This is a genomic window from Bradyrhizobium sp. USDA 3311 (assembly GCF_054062495.1).
In genome coordinates this window covers 1,254,392-1,272,718 of the sequence record NZ_JBSSFI010000001.1, presented here as the reverse complement: position 1 = coordinate 1,272,718, position 18,327 = coordinate 1,254,392, and the positions used below count along the sequence as shown (strand labels likewise).

General features: G+C 65.3%; 14 protein-coding genes. 1 reads left to right on the top strand and 13 read right to left on the bottom strand.

Annotated features, from left to right (window positions below; translation table 11 throughout):
- Window positions 1–111 precede the first annotated feature (111 nt).
- Window positions 112–1,227, top strand: coding sequence for an FUSC family protein (locus ACVWW6_RS06065; RefSeq protein WP_028172543.1), 1,116 nt, complete (start codon window positions 112–114; stop codon window positions 1,225–1,227).
- A gap of 13 nt (window positions 1,228–1,240) precedes the next feature.
- Here the strand turns inward: ACVWW6_RS06065 and ACVWW6_RS06060 are convergent, their stop codons facing one another.
- From ACVWW6_RS06060 to rpsT, 13 genes are all read right to left on the bottom strand, one after another.
- A complete protein-coding gene (locus ACVWW6_RS06060; protein WP_011083640.1) occupies window positions 1,241–1,888 on the bottom strand; it encodes a DUF6064 family protein in 648 nt (215 codons plus the stop codon).
- Between the two features lie 142 nt (window positions 1,889–2,030).
- The gene (locus ACVWW6_RS06055) at window positions 2,031–2,681 is read right to left on the bottom strand and encodes a 2-hydroxychromene-2-carboxylate isomerase (protein ID WP_011083641.1); all 651 of its coding nucleotides are present in this window, start codon (window positions 2,679–2,681) and stop codon (window positions 2,031–2,033) included.
- Window positions 2,678–3,166, bottom strand: a complete 489-nt coding sequence (locus tag ACVWW6_RS06050) for a DUF2867 domain-containing protein (protein WP_456680349.1) — start codon at window positions 3,164–3,166, stop codon at window positions 2,678–2,680. Before ACVWW6_RS06050 ends, ACVWW6_RS06055 begins: the two co-directional genes overlap by 4 nt.
- Window positions 3,163–4,557: an MATE family efflux transporter gene (locus tag ACVWW6_RS06045; protein WP_028172547.1), complete on the bottom strand. Its 1,395-nt coding sequence runs from the start codon at window positions 4,555–4,557 to the stop codon at window positions 3,163–3,165. The genes ACVWW6_RS06050 and ACVWW6_RS06045 overlap by 4 nt, the downstream gene beginning before the upstream one ends.
- 85 nt (window positions 4,558–4,642) lie before the next feature.
- Window positions 4,643–5,938 (bottom strand): UDP-N-acetylglucosamine 1-carboxyvinyltransferase, encoded by a 1,296-nt coding sequence (gene murA / locus ACVWW6_RS06040; protein ID WP_028172548.1) that lies wholly within the window; start codon window positions 5,936–5,938, stop codon window positions 4,643–4,645.
- 293 nt (window positions 5,939–6,231) lie between these two features.
- The gene (gene gyrB / locus ACVWW6_RS06035; protein WP_404524748.1) at window positions 6,232–8,667 is read right to left on the bottom strand and encodes a DNA topoisomerase (ATP-hydrolyzing) subunit B; all 2,436 of its coding nucleotides are present in this window, start codon (window positions 8,665–8,667) and stop codon (window positions 6,232–6,234) included.
- 280 nt (window positions 8,668–8,947) lie between these two features.
- Window positions 8,948–11,065: a hypothetical protein gene (locus ACVWW6_RS06030; protein WP_456680348.1), complete on the bottom strand. Its 2,118-nt coding sequence runs from the start codon at window positions 11,063–11,065 to the stop codon at window positions 8,948–8,950.
- Window positions 11,066–11,183: 118 nt separating this feature from the next.
- Window positions 11,184–11,927 carry a hypothetical protein gene (locus ACVWW6_RS06025; protein WP_304550071.1) on the bottom strand — a complete coding sequence of 248 codons (744 nt, stop codon included), beginning with the start codon at window positions 11,925–11,927 and terminating at the stop codon, window positions 11,184–11,186.
- Between the two features lie 112 nt (window positions 11,928–12,039).
- Window positions 12,040–13,176: a DNA replication/repair protein RecF gene (recF, locus tag ACVWW6_RS06020; RefSeq protein ID WP_456680347.1), complete on the bottom strand. Its 1,137-nt coding sequence runs from the start codon at window positions 13,174–13,176 to the stop codon at window positions 12,040–12,042.
- Window positions 13,177–13,267: 91 nt separating this feature from the next.
- Entirely contained in the window at window positions 13,268–13,633 is a 366-nt protein-coding gene (locus tag ACVWW6_RS06015; protein ID WP_011083650.1) for an endonuclease domain-containing protein, read from the bottom strand.
- A 127-nt stretch (window positions 13,634–13,760) separates the two neighbouring features.
- A complete protein-coding gene (dnaN, locus tag ACVWW6_RS06010; RefSeq protein ID WP_011083651.1) occupies window positions 13,761–14,879 on the bottom strand; it encodes a DNA polymerase III subunit beta in 1,119 nt (372 codons plus the stop codon).
- A 377-nt stretch (window positions 14,880–15,256) separates the two neighbouring features.
- Entirely contained in the window at window positions 15,257–16,669 is a 1,413-nt protein-coding gene (dnaA, locus tag ACVWW6_RS06005) for a chromosomal replication initiator protein DnaA (protein ID WP_028172553.1), read from the bottom strand.
- Between the two features lie 1,285 nt (window positions 16,670–17,954).
- Window positions 17,955–18,221 (bottom strand): 30S ribosomal protein S20, encoded by a 267-nt coding sequence (gene rpsT / locus ACVWW6_RS06000; protein ID WP_011083654.1) that lies wholly within the window; start codon window positions 18,219–18,221, stop codon window positions 17,955–17,957.
- Between the last annotated feature and the right edge of the window lie 106 nt (window positions 18,222–18,327).

Sequence of the window (18,327 nt, the reverse complement as noted above, 5' to 3'; positions counted from 1 at the left end):
TTTTGGCGCGCAAGTTAGGCGGGCTGATTTGGCCTTTCAAGCGGCCTTGGGGCCGCGGGCATCAGCTATGCTTTTGGCAGGCGCAAGAGGATCGGACCGGGACATTCGACGATGGCACTCGCAAGACAAATGTTCGACCGGATCCGATCACGGCGGACGCAGTTGGGGTTGGCCATCCGGGTCACGGTCGCCGCGGTGGCGGCCTATGCGATCGCCACCGCGCTGCATCTGCTGTTGCCGCTCTGGGCGGTGCTGACCTCGCTGATCGTGACCCAGATGAGCGTCGGCCGCTCGCTGAAGGCGACACGCGACTACGTGCTTGGCACGATCGGCGGCGCCATCTATGGCGGCGCCATCGCGATCCTGATCCCTTACTCTACCGAGGCGGGCCTGTTGGGGCTGCTGGTGCTGGCGGTCGCGCCACTCGCCTTCGTGGCCGCGATCAACCCAAGCCTCAACGCGGCGACGGTGACCGCGATTATCGTGCTGCTGGTTCCGACCATGCATCATTCCGATCCCATGACCTCGGCGATCGATCGCGTCAGCGAGGTCGGGGTCGGCGCCATCACGGGATTGCTCGTTTCGTTCCTGGTACTGCCCTCACGCGCGGTGCGACAGATCCGCGCCAGCGCGGCAAGACTGCTCGAACTGATCGCGGACGCCTTCACCGAGCTGCTCGCGGGTCTCACGCGCGGCCGCGACAACGATGCGCTGCACCGGATCCAGGACGGTATCGGCACCGCGATGGTGGGCATGAATGCCATCGGTGCAGAAGCCGAACGCGAGCGTGCCGCGCGCCTGTCGAGCGGGCCCGATACCGGTCCCTTGCTGCGAACGGTGCTGCGGCTGCGCCATGACGTCGTGATGATCGGCCGCGCCACCGTCGTCCCGCTGCCGGTCGAGGTGCAGATGCGGCTCGCCGCGCCGCTGGCGGAGGTCAGTGCGGCGATCGTGCGCTTCCTGCGGTCGGCGGCCGAAGCACTGCGGGCTGGCGCCGGCGCGCCGCCGATCCATCCCGTGCACGTCGCGCTTCAGCACTACGCCGAGGCGGTTGCCGCGGTGCGCCAGGACGGTCTGATCCGCGGCCATTCCGGCGACACCGCCGAGCGCTTCTTCGCTATCGGATTCTCGCTGGAGCAGATGCACCAGAATCTCTGCGATCTCGACCGCGTCGTCGGCGAGTGGTCGGAGGCAGCAAGCGACAAGCCCGCGCGCGTGGCGGAGTGAGCCGGTGCTGGAACTAGCAGGCCGATGCGACCCGCCGGTCACGCTGGATCAGCAGTGCCAGAGAGACAGCTCCAGCCACCAACAGCGCCCAGTCTTGCGGCACGCGGAGCAGTATCGCGGCGCTGCCGCCGACAAGCGACCATAGAAACGGGATCACAAGGAGCCAGCGCGGGACCGGCTGCCTTGTCAGCAGCAACATGCCGAAGCTGAAGATGGTGACGGGACACGGCGTGACTCCGAACATCGGCAGTTCGTTGGGGTGCTGACCCATCTCGAGGCCGAACAGGGGGTAGATCGCCGCCGCGTAGAACACGAACGCGACTCCGATAACCCCCGCTGATTCCTCATTGTAGTCGAAATCGATCCGGTTTTGGCACACGCCGAAATAGACGAAGGCCGCAGCCTGGACGACAAACAATGCGCCGAAAATGTAGGCCAGCTTGTTGATCGTTGCGAAGAAGGTCAGGTGATAGACGATCCCGGTCCATGCCCACATCGCCGCAAGAATGCCGGCGACGATCTGATCGGCCCATCTGTCCTTGCGAAACACCAGCACGAAGGCCAGCCCGCCCAACAGATATGCGAGAACCTGCATCGGCCAGATTGCCCGGTTGTAGCTCGCAAAAACACCTAGGAATTGCTCGATCGTGAACGGCAGCATGATCGCGGCTCCTTCCGGGAGGAGACGCTATGCAGCCGGCGAGATGCGTCATTTGACCGGGATCAACGCGGATGCACGCCCGGCCGCGGCATGTTGACCTATGTCGGTCATGGGCCGAGGCCGGTACGCATCAGGACTTGCCCTACCGCTTCGTCAGGCCCTTGTCCTGCATGCGCCAGACCAGCAGATCGATGCGGTCCTGGCCGAAGAACGGCTCGTTCTCGAACACGAAGGTCGGCACGCCCCAATGGCCGGAGGCGGCGTGGTCCTTCTCGTTCTCCGCGATCACCTGCTCGTAACGATCCGGATCGGCGCTGATCGCAGCATCCATCGCGGCGAGATCGAAGCCGGCCTTCTCGGCAGCGCGGGCGAGATGATCGCCTTCGTTCCAGCCCGCCACCGAGCCGTCCCACAGCACGCGCGCAATTGCATCGGTGAATGCGAGCGAACGGCCCTCGAGCTGCGCCATCGCGCCCAGCCGGGTCAGCCGGTGGATGTAGGGTTGCTCGGCCGCGACATCGAACGTCGTCTTGTCCTGCACGATCGGATCTGGCCTCGGAAAGCGGAACGGAATGCCCTCGTGCTGCGCGACGCGCGTGCTGTCGAGCACCACATAGCGAATGAAGTTCGGGCTGGCCTTCTTGAAGAAGCCGGGGACGCGGACTGCGAGCGGATAGACCGGTCGCAGGTTCACCGCGAGGTCATACTCCGCGACGAGCTTCAGCGTCTTCGGCAGCGCCAGATAGCTGAAGGGACTGCGGTAGGAGTAGAAGAGGTCGACGGACAGGGTCATCTCGCCAGTTCCCCGATGCGCTTCATCATGCCGCGGACCACGAACTTGTGGAAGGGCATGATGAGGGCGAGATAGGTCCGGCCGAGCAGATTGTGGGTGCGCACCAGCGTGGTCGATGTCACCTGGCGGTTCGCCGGCGTTCCGGCGACATCGACGACGAGGCGGAAATCGAGATGGGAATCGTTGAAGCCCGCGACCAGCCGCTCGGGTGTTTCGCTGACCACCGGAAACAATCCGATCAGGCCATACGGCGCCGGTGCGCCTTCGCCCGAGGTCTTCAGTCCGAACGGTCTCACCAGGATGTTGCGCAGGCGTATGAGCGCATCGACCCAGCGCGGTCCGTGCAGAACCATCCGCACGCAGGCCTCGCGGGCATTCACCGCCGTTGCGCCGATCTCCACGCGAAATGCGTCGACGAACTGCGCGCCCGCCAGCAGCGTGCCAGCGTCGACATTGGGAGGAACTTCGCGGACTGTGCCGATCATCCCGCCAGTCTGCGCGCCAGCATCCGGAAGCGCAAGACCAGGAGGCCGGCATAGACGAACGTGCCGATCGAGAATCCGATCCAGACGCCGACTGCGCCCAGCCCGGTGTGGAAAGCCAGGACCCAGGCGACGGGAAAGGCGACGCACCAATAGCCGATCGCCGCGAACACCAGCGTCATCCTGGTGTCATTGATGCCGCGCAGTGCGCCACCCATAATGGTCTGGAGGCCGTCGGCGATGAAGAAGGTCGCGCCGACCAGCAGCAGTGTCGCCGTCAGCTCGATCGTTGCCGCGCTGGCCTCGCTGCCGCCGAAGAACAGCCGTCCGAGCTCGTAGCGGCCGAGGATGATGGCAACCGTCAGGGCCGAGACCAGCGCCACGCCAAGCACCGCAGCGACGAGGCCCGCACGTCTCACCGCGGCCGGGTCGTTGCGGCCGAAGGCGTGGCCGACGCGGACCGTCGCCGCCATGCCGATGCCGAGCGGGACCATGAACAGCACGGCCGTGACCTGGAGCGCAATCTGGTGCGCGGCAAGCGCCGTGGTCGAGATCAACCCCATCAGCAGCGCGGCGGACGAGAACAGGCCATATTCCAGCAGCAGGGAAAACGAGATCGGCGCGCCGAGCGCGATGAGCTGGCGCATCAGGGGCCAGTCGATCCGCCAGAGATGGGCGAGCGGGCGGTAGTCCGCGAATGGCTTTCGCCATGCGGCGATGGCGAGCACGGCGAGGAAGGTGCCGAGATTGACGAGCGTGGTCGCAAGCCCGGCGCCGAACAGGCCGAGCTCCGGCAGGCCGAACAACCCGTGGATCAGGACATAGACCAGCGCAGCATTGACGGGGATCGCCGCGACCGTGATCCACAGCGGCGGCTGCGGCCGGTTCACCGCGCTCATCATGCTGCGCAGCGCGATGAAGCCGAGCGCCGGTGCGATGCCCCAGGCGAGGCCGTTCAGATAGCGCTGGGCGAGCGCGGCCGATTGCGGCACCTGTCCGAGAGCGATCAGGATGTGTTCGCCATAAAGCGGCGAGGCCATCATCGGCAGCGAGATCAGCAGCGCGACCCACAGGCCGACGCGCAAGGCGCGGCGGATGCGCCTGACGTCGCCGGCGCCGAACGCCTGCGCCACCAGCGGCGACACCGCAGCCATCAATCCGAGCCCGAAGGTAAAGCTGACGAAATAAACCGTATGCGCCAGCGCGGCGGCGGCGACCGCATCCTCGCCGAGCCTCCCGATCAGCGCGAGATCGGTCGTGATCATCGCGATCTGTCCGAGCTGCGTCAGCATCATCGGCACGGCCAGCCGCAGCGTCTCGACGAACTCATCGGCGAGATGGTTTTGCGGCACGCCGGATTGCGGCTGCGAATGATGTTGCACGGTGTCGAGCATGGTCACTCAATAGCATCACTGAGCGACGAAAACATGGCCCGTGTTTTTTCCCTCTCCCACAAGGGGAGAAGGGAAGAAAGATGCCTCAGCTCTTCCGCTCGGGCACGCGCTTGATCTTCGCGCCCAGCGCGTTCAGCCGCTCCTCGATGCGCTCGTAGCCGCGCTCGATCTGGTCGGCGTTGTTGATGGTCGAGGTGCCCTCGGCGCAGACCGCGGCCAGCAGCATCGCCATGCCGGCGCGGATGTCGGGCGAGGTCATCGGCGCGCCGCGCAGGCGGCTGGGACCGGCGATGATGGCGCGATGCGGATCGCAGAGCACGATACGCGCGCCCATCGCGATCAGCTTGTCGACGAAGAACATCCGCGATTCGAACATCTTCTCGAACATCAGGATCACGCCCTCGCATTGCGTGGCGGTGACGATCGCGATCGACATCAGATCGGCGGGGAAGGCCGGCCAGGGCTGGTCCTCCAGCTTCGGCACGTGGCCGCCGAAATCGTCCTGTATCTTCAGCGTCTGGTTCGAGGGCACGATGAGGTCGTCGCCCTCGACGCGGCAGACGATGCCGAGCCGTTCGAAACCCATGCGGATCGAGCGCAGATGCTCGACACCGGCGCGCACGATGCGAAGCGGCGAGCGCGTCACGGCGGCAAGCCCGATCAGCGAGCCGACCTCGATATGGTCGGGCTGGATCCGGTAGGTCGCTTCCCCCAGCGTCGCCGGCCCGTGCACGATCATGGTGTTGGTGCCGATGCCCTCGATTTTGGCGCCGAGCGCGACCAGGAAGTTGGCGAGGTCCTGCACATGCGGCTCGGAGGCTGCGTTGCGCAAATAGGTGACGCCGTCGGCGGCGACCGCCGCCACCAGCGCGTTCTCGGTCGCGGTGACGCTCGGCTCGTCCAGGAACACGTCAGCGCCGGCGAGCTTTGGCGCGCGGAATTCGAGCCGGTCGGTTGCGGTGACTTTGGCCCCGAGCTGTTCCAGCGCCAGCACATGGGTGTCGAGCCGGCGGCGGCCGATGACGTCGCCGCCGGGCGGCGGCAGCATCACCTCGCCGCAGCGGGCGAGCAGGGGGCCCGCGAGCAGGATCGAGGCGCGGATGCGGACGCAGAGCTCGGGGTCGAGATCCGCAGCGCGGATGCTCTTGGCATGGATATGAAGCGTGTTGCGGGCGGTCCACTCCGCCGCCGCGCCGACCGAGCGGATCAGCTCGACCAGCGTCTCCGTGTCGCGGATCCGCGGCACGTTCTCCAGCGTCACCGGATGCTCGGTGAGCAGCGCGGCGGCGATGATCGGCAGCGCCGAATTCTTGTTGCCGGACGGCTCGATCGAGCCCGAGAGCCGGTGACCGCCCTCGACGATGTACTGGATGGGCGCCACGGTGGTTCTCGCTGTCCTGTTGGGTGGGGCGGGCTACTTCGGAGGCGCAAACTACCGAGATTTGGGCACGGTAGCAATTCGGGCTTGATGGTCGCCACGAAGGAGGTGCGCTCCCTCTCCCGCTTGCGGGGGAGGGCTGGGGTGGGAGTGCTTCAGCGGTGGGGTTGTCGAAATCTACGGAGAATATCCCCGCGAGGAGAAAGCCCTCACCCGCCGCGCGCGGGACGATGCTTCGCATCGCCCGGGGCGCGTCGACCTCTCCCGCAAGCGGGAGAGGTGCAACGAGGTCGGGGCTAGATATCGATCGTCGCGCTGAGCGAATGTTCCTGGATGAAGTCGCGGCGCGGCTCGACCACGTCGCCCATCAGCTTGGTGAAGATGTCGTCGGCCTCGTCGACCTCCTTGACCTTCACCTGGAGCAGCGAGCGCGCATTGGTATCCAGCGTTGTTTCCCAGAGCTGCTCCGGGTTCATCTCACCCAGTCCTTTGTAGCGCTGCAGGGTGACGCCCTTGCGGCCGGCGTCGGTGACCGCTTCGAACAGATCGACCGGACCGTGGACCGTGTGCTCGACGTCCTTGCGCCGAAGGTTGCCGGGGCGGGCATAAACATCCTGCAGCTTGGGCGTAAATTCGTCGAGCTTGCGGGCCTCGGCCGAGCCCAGGAACGCGGAGTCAATGATCGCGACGTCCTTGACCCCGCGCACAGTGCGCTCGAACTGGAAGCCCTGGCCTTCCACGTAGTGGCCGACCCATCCGCGTTCGACATCCTCGGCCTGCTTGTCCAGCCGTCCGGCGACGTATTGGGCGGCCGCGGCGGCCTTGTCGGGATCGCCGTAGATGTCTTTGTTCAGCACGCCCGTGATGGCGGCCTGCTCGACGACCTTGCGGTTGTAGCGGGTGTGCAGATTGCGCAGGATGCTGCGAACGACGCGGGCGTCGTCGATCAGTCCGCGCAGGTCACGGCCGCTGCGGTCGCCGCCAGTGCCGGGCGTGAATATGCAATCATCGAGACCGGTCTCGATCAAATAGTCCTCCAGCGCCCGCTCGTCCTTCAGGTACTGCTCGGACTTGCCTCTGGAGACCTTATAGAGCGGCGGCTGGGCGATGTAGAGATAGCCGCCGTCGATGATGTCGCGCATCTGCCGGTAGAAGAAGGTGAGCAGCAGCGTGCGGATGTGGGCGCCGTCGACGTCGGCGTCCGTCATCACGATGATCTTGTGATAGCGCAGCTTCTCGATCGAGAACTCGTCGCTGATTCCGGTGCCGAGCGCGGTGATCAGCGTGCCGATCTGCTCGCTTCCCAGCATCTTGTCGGGACGCACGCGTTCCACGTTGAGGATCTTGCCGCGCAGCGGCAGCACCGCCTGGAATTCGCGGTTGCGGCCCTGCTTAGCGCTGCCGCCTGCCGAGTCGCCCTCGACGATGAAGAGTTCGGACTTGGCCGGATCCTTTTCCTGGCAGTCGGCGAGCTTGCCGGGCAGCGAGGAGACCGAGAGCGGGCTCTTGCGCGTCAGCTCGCGCGCCTTTCGCGCGGCTTCGCGGGCGGCTGCGGCCTGGATCACCTTGCCGACGATCATCTTGGCTTCGCTAGGGTGCTCCTCGAACCAGGCCTGGAGCGCCTCGTTGAGCACGTTCTCGACCACGGGACGCACTTCCGAGGACACCAGCTTGTCCTTGGTCTGCGACGAAAACTTCGGATCGGGCACCTTGACCGACAGAACGGCGGTGAGGCCTTCGCGGCAATCGTCGCCGGTCAGCGCGATCTTTTCCTTCTTCGCATTGGCCTCGGCATAGCCGTTGACCTGGCGCGTCAGCGCGCCGCGGAAGCCGGCGAGATGGGTGCCGCCGTCGCGCTGCGGGATGTTGTTGGTGAAGCACAGCACGTTCTCGTGGTAGCTGTCGTTCCACCACAGCGCCGCCTCGACGCCGATGCCGTTGGCTTCCGCGCGCACCATGATCGGCGCCGGCACGATCGCCTTCTTGTTGCGGTCGAGATATTTGACGAATTCCTCGACGCCGCCGGAATAGTGCATCTCCTCGCGCCTCTCGACCGCGTGGCGCATGTCGGAGAGGGCGATGTTGACGCCGGAGTTGAGGAAGGCGAGCTCGCGCAGGCGGTGCTCGAGCGTCGCGAAATCATATTCGATGTTCTTGAAGGTGTCGGGCGAGGCCAGGAACGTCACCTCGGTGCCGCGCTTGCCCGGCGCGTCGCCGACCACCACCAGCGGTGCGACGGCATCGCCATGGGCGAACTCGATGTAGTGCTCCTTGTTGTCGCGCCAGATGCGCAAGCCGAGCTTGCTCGACAGCGCATTCACGACGGAGACGCCGACGCCGTGCAGGCCGCCGGACACCTTGTAGGAGTTCTGGTCGAACTTTCCGCCGGCATGGAGCTGGGTCATGATGACCTCGGCCGCCGAGATGCCTTCACCCTTGTGGATGTCGACGGGAATGCCGCGGCCGTCGTCGCGCACGGTGACGGAATTGTCGGCATTGAGCACGACATCGACGCGCGTGGCGTGGCCCGCAAGCGCTTCGTCGATCGCGTTGTCGACGACCTCGTACACCATGTGGTGCAGGCCCGAGCCGTCGTCGGTGTCGCCGATATACATGCCCGGGCGCTTGCGGACGGCATCGAGACCCTTGAGCACGCGGATCGATTCCGCCCCGTAATCGCTCGGATTTGAGGGCTCGTTTTCGGCAGGCGTCTGCCGAGCAGGTTCTGTCATAAGAGGCCTTCGAGATGTCGCCCGAATCAGCCGCGCAAAAGGCGCTGATGTGAGGCTATTTGTGCCATGAAAGACCGCTCGCGCCTAGCGCAAAGTATCCTCCGGCAACCCTTTGACTAAATAGGGATTTTCGGCCGGTTTTCAAGCCTCGCAAAGGCCGATTCTGGGCGCCGCAAAAAGCGCGATTCGGACCCTCCTTTTCACCCCCCGAAGGCGTGGATTTTGCGGGGCGGAGAAGCGCGTTCCGAGATGCCGCGGCGCCCCGGACCGGGCCACGGGTTCAGTATATCTGGGACGGTTTCTTATCGTCGCTGAGGCCCCAGGCCTCGCCTGAGGCCAGGGTGACGGTATCGGTGCGCACCAGAAGGCCCGACACGCGTAGCTCGTAGGAATACGTGCCGGGCGGCAGATCCAGCACTTGTGGATGGTTTTCGCCGCCCGCGATCTTGATGGTCTGCTTGTTGATCGTGAGCGATGCTTCCTTCGGCCCGATATTGCCGAGCATCACCCTGGCCTGGCCCGGCTTGGGCATGATGTCCGCCTTGGTCGCGGCATCCGGATTCTTCTGCGCCAGATTGACTGTGGTCTCGCCATTGGCGCGACCAAGCTTGAGCACGGCCGGGCCCTGCGGCGAGGTGAATTCGATCTGCGCGCTAACTGCGGACACGGCGGCACCGTCGGCCTTTTCCTGCCAGCCGAGCTTTCCAAGCTCGGTGCGGTAGAACGCCAGCACGTCGCCGAGCGGGGCGGGGATGCTGGCCTCCAGCTCGCGGCGGAACGGCGTCTCGCTGCCCGGCAGTTTCGTGGTGGCGAGCGAGGTCGACGACCGCTGCGTCGGCACGGGCAGCTGGGATTCGGTGTCCGGCTTGAGCGGTTCGGATGACTTGGCCTGCACCTCCGCAGGTTTGGCGGCGGCCACCTTAAGGCCCGAACCCTCGGCGCTGACCCTCACCTTCGGGCCCATCTGCATCACGGTGAAGGAGATCGACTTGCCGCCCTTGGCAAACTCCAGCATCGCCATGTTGGGCTGGTTGATGACCGAAGGCCGCTCGTTCCAGCCCAATGGCTTCAGCGAGGCCCGGTAGAACGCGGTCAGCGCCTTCACGCTCGATGTGGACGAGAATTCGAGGCTGCCGTCGCTGCCTTCGAACTTCACGCCCTCGGCGTTCTCCGGCAGCGGCACCGGCGTCTTGCTGTCGGCGAGCGCGTTGAGCGGGGCATCGGACAGCGCGGCCGCCTGCACCTTGCGCCGCGCCTCGTCGGCGGCGATGACCTGCTTTGCGGCTGCCGCGGCATCGCTGAAGAATCTGTCGTCAGCCTCCTTCTTTGCCTTGGCGCGGGCGGCAAGGGCTGCTTCCTTCACCTGCGCGGTCAGGCTGACCATGGTGAAATCGTATTTGCGGCCAAGCCGCAGCACGCCGGTTTCCTCGGCGTTGGAGATCTTGATCGCCACCTCGTCGCCGGGCGCGAGCGGCGCGCTGCCGTCCTCCTGCCAGCCGCGCGCGGCGAGTTCGCGATGATAGAAGGCCTGCACCGCGGGCAGCTCGGCCATCGCGGCCGCCGACATCTCGCGCTTGCTGGAGCTTGCGCTGCCGAGCCCCCTCGACGACTTGGTGAAAGTTGGCCGCGGCAGCCCGGCGGCGTCGCTGTCGGCCTTGAGATCGAAGGGAAGCGCGAAGGGCGCGACGCGGATGTCGACATTGGTGCGGCCGTCGTCGCGGCGCGTCAGCGTCAGCATGACGGGCTTCTGCTTGTAGAAGCCGGTGACCTCGCTGTCGGGATGCTCGTAGAACACGCGTAAGCCGTTGGGAACGGCCTCATCCAGGCTGGTCGTCCAGCGCGCGGCCGTTTCCGGCGCGAGCTTGCGCCAGCCGATCGCTTCCATCTGGCTGGCGTAAAAGTCCGATGTCGCATCGAGCGCGCTGGGCGCGATGCAGCCGAGATAGGGCCTTGTGCCATCGAACACGATGTCGCTCGCGCCGTCGGGGAACGGCACGTTGCCGTAGATCCGGTCGGTCGAATAGTAGACCACGGACTGGTCGGGCCGGCCGAGGGCCTGCGTGAAATGAACGGACAGGCCCTGCCGTCCCTTCTTGAAATTCAGCGTGGTGCTCTTCTCCTCCAGCGGCCGCACATAGGGCACCCAGCCGGCGGCGCCGAGGAGCTTCTTCACCGCCGGCGATGTCACGGATTCCGGCGTTGCCATGCGATATTCGACGCGGTAGGGATCGGGGCGCGAATTATCCTCCACCGCACCCTCGAGCTGCGGCAGCGCGTGAACGTCGACAATGCCATCGTCGGCGCGTGCGGGCAGAGACGCGCTCGCCATGAGCAGAAGGCCGCATGCAAGCAGCCGCCAGCGTACCGGGACCTGCGTCCCGCGCTTGATGATCGACATCGCCAAAACTCCTGGATTTCGCGCGGGTCTTGATCCCTCGCGCGATTGCAGGCTGCGACACCGTCGGCGCGGCCTCAGACGAGAAGTCGCGGCAGGAACCCGTGAGGTTCAAAAGGGCTCAATACAGCAGGAGCGGCGACCATGCGTCACCGTCGGGCCCGACGGTGAGCTCCCAGGTATCGCCGGCAGCGACGTCGAGGACATTCGTGGTGGCTGGATGGCCCGGCACGCTCATCTCGTAGGAATATTTGCCGGGCTGCAGATCCAGCGACACCGCATGGGCGCCGGCGGCGCGCTTGATGGTCTGCTCATTGATCGTGAGCGTGGCGTCCGTCTTGCTGATATTGGCGAACACCAGCTTGGCCTGGCCGGGTTCGGGCATGACGTTCGCGTCGGTCGCGACCAATGCGTTCTTCTGCACGAGCTTGACCGTGGTGCTGCTGTCCTTGCGGTGGAGCTCCAGCAGCGCTGGTCCCAGCGGGGAGGCGAAGGCGAGCTGGACGTGATCGGCGGCGATCACCGCGCCGTCGCGCTGCTCCTGCCAGCCGAGCTTGCTGAGCTCGGTGCGGTAGAAGGCGAGCACGTTGCCGAGCTCGGCGGGTACGGTGGCCTCCAGTCTGATGCGAAGCGGCGCTTTAACGCCCTGCACCACGGTGGTGTGGGTCCCCCTGTAGCTGTAACGGGTCGGCGCGGGCAGCTTGGCCTCGGGGTCCGGTGTGAGCTCTGCCGAAAACAGCCGCGGCAGATCCGGCACAAAGGCGCCGGCGGTTGCCGCGAGCATGCAGCTTGCGAGCAGGGCGAGGCCGCACGCAAACGCCCGCCATCGTGCCGGGGCTTGCGCCCCGGACCTTACCGTCCGCATCTCACTCTCCAAGAGATTGCGATTCATGTCATCGCGCAGTCACGGCTGCGACGTCGTCGGCGCGGCCTCCGACAGCTAGTCGCGGCGGGAAATCGTCGGGTTCAATGGCGTTCTAGCGCCGGGCAGAGACGCGTCCGCTCTCGACGTCAAAGACTTCGCCCCCGGCGCCGATCTCGGCGAAAGCGGCCGGGTCCGCGCCGGTCAGCCAGACCTGCGCGCCGAGCTTCTTCAGCTCCTCGAACAGCGCGGCGCGGCGGTTCGGATCGAGATGGGCGACGACCTCGTCGAGCAGCAGCAGCGGCACGATGCCGGTCATCTCGGCGACCAGCGTCGCGTGCGCCAGCACGAGGCCGATCAGAAGCGCCTTCTGCTCGCCGGTCGAGGCATCGCGCGCCGGCATGCCTTTCGGCGCGTAGATGACCTGGAGATCGGTCAAATGCGGGCCGTCGGTGGTGCGGCCGGCGATGGCGTCGCGCGGACGGTTGTCGCGCAGGATCTGGCGGTAGCGGTCCTCGACCGACGTCGCGGTCTCCCGGAGCAGCGCGTTCTCCATCCAGCCGTCGAGCGCGATCTGCGCCGAAGGAAAGGCGGAAGCCTGCGCGCGTGCGTTCAGCATGCCGGTCAGCCTTGCTGCGGTCTGGCCGCGGGTCGCTGAGACCGCGACCGCAAGCTCGGCGGTCTCGCGCTCGATCGCGTCACACCAATGGTCGTCGTAATTGCGCGTCTCGAGCAGGCGGTTGCGCGAGCGGAGGGAGCGCTCAAGCGCGTTGATGCGGCTGGAATGGTCGCTGTCGATGGCGAGCACCAGGCGGTCGAAGAAGCGCCGTCGCTCGGAGGCCGCGCCCATGAACAGCCCGTCCATCGCCGGCGTCAGCCACACCATGCGGATGTGGTCGCCGAAGGCGGCCGCCGAATTCACCGGCTCGCGGTCGATGCGGCAGCGCCGGCTCACGGCAGCGTCGGCGCGCGGCGGCTCGATGCCGGTGCCGAGCGTGGCGAGGCCCAATGCGCCCTCGACCTGCGCCGATACCGCCCAGGAGCCGTCGCCCTGATTGTCGGCAACGTCCTCCAGCGTCGCACGCCGCAGGCCGCGCCCCGGCGACAGGAACGAGATCGCCTCGATGCAATTGGTCTTGCCCGCCCCGTTCGGCCCGACCAGCGCCACCATGTCAGCCGCCGTCTCGAGCCCCGCCGCCCGATAATTGCGAAAATGCGTCAGCGTCAGGCGATGAATGCGGGAGGGGGTCATTTTAACTCGTCATTGCCGGGCAGTGCCTTTCCCTCCCCCCTTGTGGGGGAGGGTGGCGCCTCACGAAGTGAGGCGACGGGTGAGGGGTATGTTACCGCGTGGCGAGCTTTGCAAGAATGTCTTCCAGCACAGCCGCGGGCTGTTGCAACACCTCGTTGTTCCAGTAACGCGCTATGGCGAAACCTGCCGCGGACAAGGCTGCGTCACGAGTTGCGTCGCCTTGTGATTCCGCATGTTGGCTTCCGTCAATCTCGATCACGAGCCTCTTCTCGAAACAGACAAAGTCGAGAATGTAGTTCTTGAACGGCTCCTGTCGGCGAAACTTGAAAGTGGAGAGCCGACGATCCCTCAACAAGCGCCACATTGCCCTCTCGGCGTCAGTCGGCTCGTGCCGCATCTTCCTTGCAAATTGGCGGAGAGGCGGGGCGATCGGTCGATGGGACGGGTCTCGTGGCACCAACCCCTCACCCAAGTGAGCTTGCGTCAAACATTGGTGTAGCCCTCTCCCACAGGGGGAGAGGGCGCAGTAACGTGCATCGCGCGCGGTTCTAAGGGCAGTGTGTGCTGGCGAGGGAGCACGGCCCTCACACCCGCATCGGCATCAGCACGTAGAGCGCGCTCTTGTCGTCGCGGTCCTGGACCAGGGTGGGCGAGCCGGGGTCGGCGAGCCTGAGGGTCGCGACCTCGCCTTCGATCTGGGCGGCGATGTCGAGCAGATAGCGGGAGTTGAAGCCGATATCGAGGGCGTCGGAGGCGTATTCGACCTCGAGCTCTTCGGTCGCGCTGCCGGAATCCGGGTTGGTCACCGACAGCACCAGCTTGCCCGGCGACAGCGACAGTTTCACCGCCCGGCCGCGCTCGCTGGAGATGGTGGAGACGCGGTCGACCGCGTTCTCGAAATCCTTCTTGTCGACGACGAGCTCCTTGTCGTTGCCTTGCGGGATGACGCGGCCGTAGTCGGGGAAGGTGCCGTCGATCAGCTTCGAGGTCAGCACGACGTTGCCGATCGTAAAGCGGATCTTGGCCTGCGACAGCTCGATCGTCATCTCGGCTTCGGTGTCCTCGATCAGGCGCTGCACCTCGCCGACCGTCTTGCGCGGCACGATCACGCCGGGCATGCCGTCGGCGCCCTTGGGCTGGACCAGGTCGAGCTGGGCGAGGCGGTGGCCGTCGGTCGCGACGCCGCGCAGGGTCGCGGCCTTGGCGGTGCCGGCGGCGTGCAGATAGATGCCGTTGAGATAATAGCGCGTCTCCTCGGTCGAGATCGCGAACTGGGTGCGGTCGATCAGCCGCTTGACGTCCTTGGCGGCGAGCGAGAACGAATGCGACATGTCGCCGGCGGCCAGATCCGGGAAATCATTCTCCGGCAGGGTCTGGAGCGTGAAGCGCGAGCGGCCGGCGCGGATCGCCAGCACGGCGCGGTCGCCGTCGGCCTCGAGTACGATCTGGGAGCCGTCCGGCAGCTTGCGCACGATGTCGTAGAACATGTGCGCCGGCACGGTGGTGGAGCCGGCGGTCGCGGTTTCCGCGGGCAGCGTTTCCGTCACCTCGAGGTCGAGGTCGGTCGCCTTCAGCGACAATTTCGCGTTCTCGGCCCGGACCAGCACATTGCCGAGGATCGGAATCGTATTGCGGCGCTCGACCACGCGGTGGACATGACCCAGCGATTTCAGGAGTTGCGCGCGTTCGACCGTAACCTTCATTGCACTACTCGCCCGATCCCCAAGATGAAAAAAGCCGGGCGGCCGAAAAGCGCGCCGCGGCACCGAAGACCCCGACAGGCCGGGGTCTCCAGCCGATATGACCAAAGCCGTCAGGGTCGCGCAAGGTGGCGCGGATGGCCCCCGGTTTCAAGGGATCGGGAGGCAGTTCCCCACGATTTACAGGCAAAAACACCGCCGCCGCTCAGGCATAGGTCTGCTCCCTCGCCCCGCTTGCGGGGAGAGGGTTGGGGTGAGGGGGAGTTACCGCAAGGGAGGTGAGAGTTGGATGCGCCGAGAGTCCCCCTCACCCGGAATCCGCGCTGCGCGCGTATTCCGACCTCTCCCCGCAAGCGGGGAGAGGTGAAAGAAATAGGCGTTTATTCCTGAAGCTGGCGCTTCAGCGACTCGACTTCCTCCGACAGCGCGGTGTCCTTGGAGACCAGCGCCTCGATCTTGCGCACGGCGTGCAGCACCGTGGTGTGGTCGCGTCCGCCGAAGCGGCGGCCGATTTCGGGCAGCGAGCGCAGGGTCAGCGTCTTGGCGAGGTACATCGCCACCTGGCGCGGACGGACCACGTTGGCGGTGCGGCGCGAGGACAGCAAGTCGGAGCGGCTGACATTATACTGCCGCGCCACCACGCGCTGGATGTCCTCGATCTTGATCCGCTTCGGCTCCTGCGGCCGGACCAGGTCGCGCACCTCGCGCTCGGCCATCTCCAGCGTCACCGGCTGGTTGTTGAGCTTGGAATGCGCCAAGAGCCGGTTGATCGCGCCTTCGAGGTCGCGGCCGTTATGGGTGATGGTGCGGGCGAGATAATGCAGCACCTCCTCCGGCACGTCGAACGTCGCATGATGGGCGCGGGCGGCGGCGACGCGCGACTTGAGGATGCCGTGGCGCAGCTCCTCGCCGAGCGAGCCCATCTCGACCACGAGGCCGCCGGCCAGCCGCGAGCGCACGCGGTCATCCAGGCTTTCGAGATCGGACGGCGGACGGTCGGCCGCGATCACGACCTGGCGGCCGGCGTCGATCAGCGCGTTCAGCGTGTGACAGAACTCGGCCTGAGTGGACTTGCCCTGCAGGAACTGGAGATCGTCGATCACCAGCACGTCGATACCGCGCAGCGCTTCCTTGAAGGCGAGCGCCGTCTGCGTCTTCAGCGCGGCGACGAAGCCGTACATGAACTTCTCGGCCGTGAGATACAGCACCTTACGCTCGTTGCCGGAATTGCCGGCCCAGGTCACCGCCTGGAGCAGATGCGTCTTGCCGAGGCCGACGCCGGCATGGATGTAGAGCGGGTTGAACATGACGGGATCGCCGCGACGTCCTTCGGCAACCTGGCGCGCGGCTGCATGGGCCAGTGTGTTGGAGCGGCCGATGACGAAGCTCGCAAAGGTCAGGCGCGGATCGAGCGGCGAGCCGCCGAGCGCGTCATGATTGGCCGAGACCGGCGCGGTCGCAGTCGAGCGCAGCTCCGGCGCAGGCGCGCGGCGTGTTTCGACCGGCACCGGGGCTTCCTTCGGCGGCGCGACCGGGCGCACCGCGGAGCGCACGGTGAGATCGATGCGATGCACTTCCGGCATCTCGGCCTGCCAGCACGACAGCACGCGCTCGGCATAATGGGCCTGGATCCAGCTCTTCAGGAAGCGCGTGGGAACCGAGAGCCGCACGCTCTCATCCTGCACGTCTTCGAGATCCATGCGCGCAAACCAGCTCGTATAGATGTCTTCGCCGACGCTCGAGCGCAGCCGACCCTTCACGCGTGACCAGCGATCCTGTTCCGATGTGTTCATCGTCAAAACTTCTCTTGAGAGATTTAGTTGCGTTGTGAGCGCCATGCAGGGTTCCTGCCATAGGGTTCCTGGCATGGCGCGACCTCAAAGCGAGTCCATCGTCAGACATGGCTCGACCGTTCGGCGAGAACGCCGCGTCCGATCAGCGATGTCAGAGATGGAGGGGTCGCGAGGTCAGCGCGTACTCGGCGCTCCGTCACACGCGGGAGGCTGGGTGTCCGACGGATTTAAAACGGCATCGTTGGAATGGAAAACCTGTTTCAATACCGCGTTCTGTCCGTAAGACATGATACCTCCCCGTCCTGCCGTGATTGCTCACGGCAAGGTCCTGCGTGTCCTGAAGACATCCGCGGCTAAAGTCGCCGATGTCCTGCCCGTCTGCACTGTTCGTCCGCTCGGCTTCGCCAATCACGCGTGTCGGGGTAGTCTCAAGATGTCTCTCGTTTGCGCTTGGATCTCGCTTGGAGACATTCAGACAAAGAGCTACCATTCCCATGTTGCTATGGGTTTTGAACCGACAATCGCTTGTTGAAGCGTCGCCAACGTGCACACCGCCGCCGATTTGCACGCTCGCCCCGTTTCCAAAACCGCGCTGGTCTCAAGATCGTGGGCGCCGCGAACGACTTAAGGAATACACTAAGCGGAAAGACTCGCAACGAAATTGATTCACACTCGATGCATCAAAAAACTTGACCAGCGTTAACGCCGCGCGCGACTTGTGCACAGGCTCGTGACCAAGTTTTTGGATTCGTGCACAGAATCGAAAATGCGCCGCGTCATGTGACAAATCCTCGTCACAGCCAAAAATTTTTTACAAAATCGTCACGCGCGCGACGTGCAGACGAATTTTCCAAATGCTTGTGATCGCTATGTCGATAAGTGATTAGCGAGACACCGTTTTTTGAGTCTCGTTTCACAGGGTAACTCCATCGCACGATGTGTCCCGGTGAAACTACGGTGTGCAGAACCTGGCGCGCGTGCAGGTGCGAGTTGGGCCCGCCTCGCAAGGGTTTTTCGCAGCGCAGCGCAGCGCAGCGAAAGTTTCCGCTGTTGCAATATCACCCGCAACGAGGCTGGAGGTAAAATTGCGGAACGCATCATAGTGCGGAGATGCAAATCCTCCAATCGAGGATTGGCGCGTGACTGCTTGCGTGAATATGACAGGCAGCAAAAAGCCCGGCGCGAGGCCGGGCTGATTGACGAACGTGATGTCGAGCGGATCAACCGATCGGATGATTGCAGCCAGTCGCTTGGCGAGCCTGGTCCGCGAACTTGCTTCGCGAACTTACTTGGCGAGCTTGGCGATCTGCGCGGTGAGCCGCGAGACTTTGCGGCTGGCATTGTTCTTGTGAATGATGTTGCGCTGCGCGGCGCGCATCAAGGCGGGCTCGGCATTCGCCAGCGCCTTCACGGCGGCGGCGCGGTCGCCGGTCTTGATGGCTTCCTCGACGTTGCGCACGGCGCCACGCATCTGGGTGCGGCGCGACTTGTTGACGGCGGTGCGGCGGGCGATCTTGCGCGTCGCTTTCTTGGCGGAGGTGGTATTGGCCATGGTCTCAATGTCCTTTGCGGGTACCGGTCGCGTCTTGGTCGGGTAGCGCCGGCTTGCTTGACCGCGTAATCGACGCTCGGATTTAGGGTGTTCGGTTCAAGGCTGT

Coding starts and splice junctions, on each gene's coding strand:
- ACVWW6_RS06065 (WP_028172543.1), top strand. CDS start 112: ATGGCACTCGCAAGACAAATGTTCGACCGGATCCGATCACGGCGGACG.
- ACVWW6_RS06060 (WP_011083640.1), bottom strand. CDS start 1,888: ATGCTGCCGTTCACGATCGAGCAATTCCTAGGTGTTTTTGCGAGCTAC.
- ACVWW6_RS06055 (WP_011083641.1), bottom strand. CDS start 2,681: ATGACCCTGTCCGTCGACCTCTTCTACTCCTACCGCAGTCCCTTCAGC.
- ACVWW6_RS06050 (WP_456680349.1), bottom strand. CDS start 3,166: ATGATCGGCACAGTCCGCGAAGTTCCTCCCAATGTCGACGCTGGCACG.
- ACVWW6_RS06045 (WP_028172547.1), bottom strand. CDS start 4,557: ATGCTCGACACCGTGCAACATCATTCGCAGCCGCAATCCGGCGTGCCG.
- gyrB (WP_404524748.1), bottom strand. CDS start 8,667: ATGACAGAACCTGCTCGGCAGACGCCTGCCGAAAACGAGCCCTCAAAT.
- ACVWW6_RS06030 (WP_456680348.1), bottom strand. CDS start 11,065: ATGTCGATCATCAAGCGCGGGACGCAGGTCCCGGTACGCTGGCGGCTG.
- ACVWW6_RS06025 (WP_304550071.1), bottom strand. CDS start 11,927: ATGCGGACGGTAAGGTCCGGGGCGCAAGCCCCGGCACGATGGCGGGCG.
- recF (WP_456680347.1), bottom strand. CDS start 13,176: ATGACCCCCTCCCGCATTCATCGCCTGACGCTGACGCATTTTCGCAAT.
- dnaN (WP_011083651.1), bottom strand. CDS start 14,879: ATGAAGGTTACGGTCGAACGCGCGCAACTCCTGAAATCGCTGGGTCAT.
- dnaA (WP_028172553.1), bottom strand. CDS start 16,669: ATGAACACATCGGAACAGGATCGCTGGTCACGCGTGAAGGGTCGGCTG.
- rpsT (WP_011083654.1), bottom strand. CDS start 18,221: ATGGCCAATACCACCTCCGCCAAGAAAGCGACGCGCAAGATCGCCCGC.